This is a genomic window from Endozoicomonas sp. SESOKO2, from assembly GCF_024606245.1.
Lineage (GTDB): Bacteria > Pseudomonadota > Gammaproteobacteria > Pseudomonadales > Endozoicomonadaceae > Endozoicomonas_A.
The window spans coordinates 1-5,055 of the sequence record NZ_JAHHPQ010000662.1 but is presented as its reverse complement, the minus strand read 5'-3'; the positions used below and the strand labels follow the sequence as shown (position 1 = coordinate 5,055).

Genomic DNA, 5,055 nt, shown 5'->3' with positions numbered 1-5,055 from the left:
GAGGTTTGTAGCTGGAGTAGTACCAGGTGACAGCCTGTACCAGAAAGGCTGAAGGCTTGATCCAGTAATCATTCAGCTGCCGCTCAATCGCTGCGGCGTGAGCCCGCATCAATGTGTCATGGATAACCTTGATCAGGTCTGATTCTGAGATGCCGGCAGTATTGGCATAAGGTGTCAGCGTGTCCTGAATATTGGTCAGGAATGCTGCTGTCTTGCGGCCATTTTCAAAGGCGATATCGTCAAGAACGTAGTTGGCGATGACGGCAGATGCGTACTCTTTCATGCCGGCGACAGACTCTTTCATACCTGCTGGGCCAGTCGCGGTCACAGTCACAGGAGTAAAGGCATTCTCCATGAATTCTTCAGCACCCTTATCGGATAGCATATCGACAACGGCACTGAAGTGAATCACATTGACGCCGTATCTGTAGCCAAGAAAGTGTTCAAATTCATCCACTGTCTGATATCCGGCGACGCCTCTGATAGCCTTAATATAGTTCTGAAGTTCAACCTTGCTGATCAGACCTTCACGTAGCAGAGCGATGATCTTGTTACCACTGGCATAACGGGCAGCTAAGTATTCGGAGAAGCTGTTTAGGTTCCCCGGCTCATAATCGACGTAGTGAATGGCTGTTTTGCCCATGCCGAGAATTTCGTCGTCGTATTGTTTAGCTCCGCTTTGCAACTCATCCCTGGCCCTGTACATCAGCTGCTGGATGTTTCTCAGCACATTCGAAGGCTGATTTTCTACAGATTCGAAAGCGGGGGCCGGGAAGGTCGTCTTCAGACTCTTGAAGACTGTCACAATCCGATTGGCCTGATCAAACGTCAGAGTGTCTCCGACCAATGCCCGCAGGTGGACCGGTGCAAATTCTTCGTCAAAATCGAAAGTCGTAAAGTTGGGTATGTCCTCACCACTTTCTACGGCTAATTCTGCCAGACCTATTGCGGCTTCCAGGGCTTGTTTCTTGAGAGAGTGCTGCTGCGTGAATGTGTGGATGGCGTCCAGAACTTTTGCCTGCCTCGGCGTGCACTGAAAGGGACCGTCATCATTTTTGACGGCTTCCTCGGCAGCTATAAGGACATCCTTCATTCTCTCAATGTCTGCTTTCCTGACTTCAATCTCACCTTCCAGACGGCACTCTTCCTGAATCAGTTGCCGGATCTTGCTAGCATCATGACCGCCCGGTTGTGCCTGTTTGTTTCTCAGGGCATCAACCTGTTGTGTACTGGTGTCGGCAGGTTCTGGTTTAAGACCCACGGCATTTTCAGTGGTGTCAGGAACGGCTTCCAGATTCTCCTGTGCAACAGCCTCTTCAAGCAGGGCGTGGGCCAGTTGCGTACTTTTCCCGTCGTACTCACGCAGGAATTTTGTGACATGATTGTACTTTTTCCTGGTCAAAGCCAGTTCACCCTCAGCGCCATCATCCGGGACAGCCATGAGGTCGGCAAGACTCTGCCAGATTGCCAATTGTATACGACGAATATCATTCAGTTTTTTATTAGCCGTCTTCTGCTCACTTTCAGCTTCTTGTAGTGCCCGTCTGGCTTCAGCCAGCTCACGATCAAGAGCGAATCGGGGTTTTGGTCCCAGGGGAGCCATTTGCCTGTCAAGCTCATCCTCAATGGCTTTGACACGTCCATTAACATCAAGCTGGCCCGCTTCATAAATTTCAGTACCGAAGCGCAAGAGTTTATGTCTAATTAGACGAATCTGGTCGTCAATAGCGGCATGATCCTCATAGCCCTCAATGTTGAGTTGATGGGCTATTTCATTGTTTCTGTCTCTTTTGACACTTTCATCTTCGTAGGTTCCAAGTACCTCGTACAATAATGCCCAGGCTCTCGATACCAGAATACGCTTCTGCTCAATCAGGCTAACATCCTTTTCAAACTCTACCTGCATATCGTTGGCTAGTTTAGTAGTAAAAGCCTTGCTTTTTTCTATAGCGGCAACGCTTCTACGAGGGTTGATTTCCAGCGCCCATTCTATAGCCGAAAGATAATGTGCCTGTTCATTTTTGACTCGCTCTTCTGATACTTCGACTTCAGATCTAAGGCGCTGATGAATCGTTTCGAGCCTGAAATCCCTTCCTCTCAGATCTTCCCAAGCCGTGCTGTAATCGCTCCAGATGATCTCGTCCATCTCATCCAGGTCGTCAGCTGAGATATCATCGCCATCAAGCCTTTTGTGAATCCTCTCAAGTCTTGCTGCTTTGTCATCACCTTCATTGATGTCGATGTTGAATAATTTTTCTGAGCCTTCCAGTATGATCAGGGCGTTTTTCTCCAGGCGCTCTTTGGCATTTATGATGTACTTCTGCAAGTCTTCAGAAATGATCTGGCGATGAAGATACACGTCGTCCTCATAACTGAGACGGTCGTCCTCCAGAATTCTTTCCACGCTTGTCAGTGTACTGAGTATTTCAGGCCTGGTTTTGGGAGCCAGTGTTCGATCCATTATTTCTTTCAGCCTTTCAAGCTCGAAGAGCGTCATGTTTATTGCCACTTCCACGGCGTCGAGTTCTTCGGGAGTGGTGTTATCATTCAGCTCAACACCAAGAGTAACTGTTAGATCCTCTTCAGTTTTAGATTTAGAGGAGGTGCGAGCATCTCTGCTTCTCTGAACTCTCTGAGGCGGTTGTTCTTGCTGAGCATTGATGGCCTCAAGTTGTTGACGCAGACGTCCTTTTTTATCATTAATCGTATTGATTTTTTGAATCAGGCGTTCATGTTGAACGAAAACATCCGCATTGTTGTCAAAATTCCAAATGTGTAAGCGTGCGGCAATGGTTGCATGATGGGATTTGATTTCAGCTTCTCTTGTAGTATCTGTTCTGAAGCTTCGTTGCTGAGGATGTTGTCGAGCGACCTGAGCTTTCTCCCCGGAGTGTTGTTGAATGGCTTTTTGACGGACTTCCAGATCAGCTTCGTTGACGGGACTCCGACCGATCTGTCCAACGACGGGTAGTTCTTGCCCAACGGGTGAATCCGCATCTTCTTCCGGTTGCTGTTGAGTGGACTGAAAGCGGGCAACCAGATCGTTTTCATTGACCGGAGTTATACCGGGCAGGCCTTCAGGGAAGGCTAGTATTGCTTTGAAGATTTCTCTATCAGGTGGTTTTGCCCCAGGTAATTTGGTCAGTGCAATGATGTTCTCAAGAAGTTTTCTTCCGGGGAGTTCGTCTTGATCTTGGGGTAGCAGGCTATCATCCTGGTTATTAGTAGCAAAATCCCCTGCCATTTGAGCGTTATGAGCGATTTTGGCATCTGTTCTGGCTCCAAGGACTTGTTTTACCTGTGATGGAATCCGATGGACTGCATCCCGTATTTTCTGATTCTGATTCTCCAGATCTTTCAGCTCGACACTTAACAGTGCAAGCGAATTTTCATAGCGTTGCCTGTCTCTCAGTTTTTCCTCATGACTACGAACGGCAATGGCCTTTGTTTCTTCGGCTTGTTCCGTTGCGTAAAGTAATTTTTCGTTTAGCTCGACGAGTTTGGCCTCTTTTACCCGCAACCTCTCCAGATCGTTGTTAAACTCTGACAGCTGTCTGTTCATCATATCGCTCATGACTTTGGAAGCAAACTCTCCGTCTTCCCGGGAAGTGTCGATCTGCAGCTTGTTGATATGGCTGATAACGGGTATCACTTTCTGAATATTCTGAACAAAGTGCGGGTTAATCAGAAGATTTCTAAATACGGGTTTGAAACTGAAGTGTTTTACGAGTTGATTATGCATCCAGATTGGCGTGATGACTGAAGAAACGACTCTGATGTGTTCCAGTGTGAACTCAAATTCATCTGCTCCATGTGGAATAGCACTGGTCAATGCCTGCCGGAGAGATTCATAGAATGCAAGCGCACGCATCGTCAGTTTGTCTTCATTTGAAAGTGTTGTGGGTTGATCTGTGTCAGCAGCGGCGTCGAGCCTCCCAGTAAACTCCTCCAGCATTTCCATCTGCCTGCTTCGAATGATGTACAGGTAGCTTTCGAGCTTGTATTTTTTAACGTGTGTCGTTAATGCCGGGGCAGAGTTACTATTCTTATCTTCTTCCCAGTGCTTATGCAGGCTTTCTACAAAAGCAATATCATGGGGATTCTGCATCTGACCATAGAAAACAATAACCTCTCCCGGAGCTTCCTCTACTTTCAGCATTGGATAACCTGCAGGCACAGGATAAACCTGTTTGTCATCCTTGACATGCACAACATATCCGACGGGTTTACTGTATGCCAATAGTTCATTAAGAGCCTGCTGTTGTATATTCTCTCTGAGGATATGAACCTGGATGTAGGCCGAGGTGGCTGCTGCCAGGAGAGCCTCATCATTGACAAAGAGTGATTGACCCAGACGTTGCAGTTCGGGGGGCTGATCACCCCCTGAGATAAGACGCATGAAGGTACGCCCATTCACTTCAACCTTGTCGACTTCAATGGTAGCCAGGGAAACATAGTGATCACTTTTGCCGAGGTTTCCCGCTCTCTCCTCAGCACCTTCCAGCAGCCAGAACAGTTGAGTGTGGCTGGCAATTTTCGTTAACGGTTCCAATGATTCCATGCCAGCCAACTGAGAGCGAACAGCCTCAACTGAGTCCCGATCAGTCATTCCGCTTCTGACTTCAATGACCAGTTCCTTTTCTTCAAGATTATGGGTAAACCTGAAGACTTCCTCATCACCCACCTTCAGGACTTTAATGTATTTTCGGGCAACGTCATTTTCGTCTGTTTCAAACAGATCAACGCTGGAAACACCCCCGCAGAAATCAGAAAGAATATCTGTAAAACCTTTAGCAGGAATGACATAACCTGCACTGACTTGAGCCTGATAAGAGTAGGTGGTTGTGAAAGATCCGGGTATTGGCTGCTGGTCATCACCTAACGTTGGCCGAACAATGCTCTCACTCCGGGTAAACTCCACAGGTCCATTGTCTGTAATATCGATAGATTTTGTCTGCAACCTGCGATCGGCCAGTGCCTGTGTGACAATGATGGAAGAACTGATGGCAATGGCTACGGCAAGGCTTAATGCATTGGGACGAAATTTTCTCATTC

General features: G+C 47.5%; 1 protein-coding gene. It reads right to left on the bottom strand.

Translation table 11 applies throughout. The annotated features are described in order from the left end of the window. Positions 1-5,055, bottom strand: a 5,055-nt coding sequence (locus KDK17_RS16260) for a hypothetical protein (RefSeq protein ID WP_257288537.1), incomplete at both ends; no start/stop codon positions are given.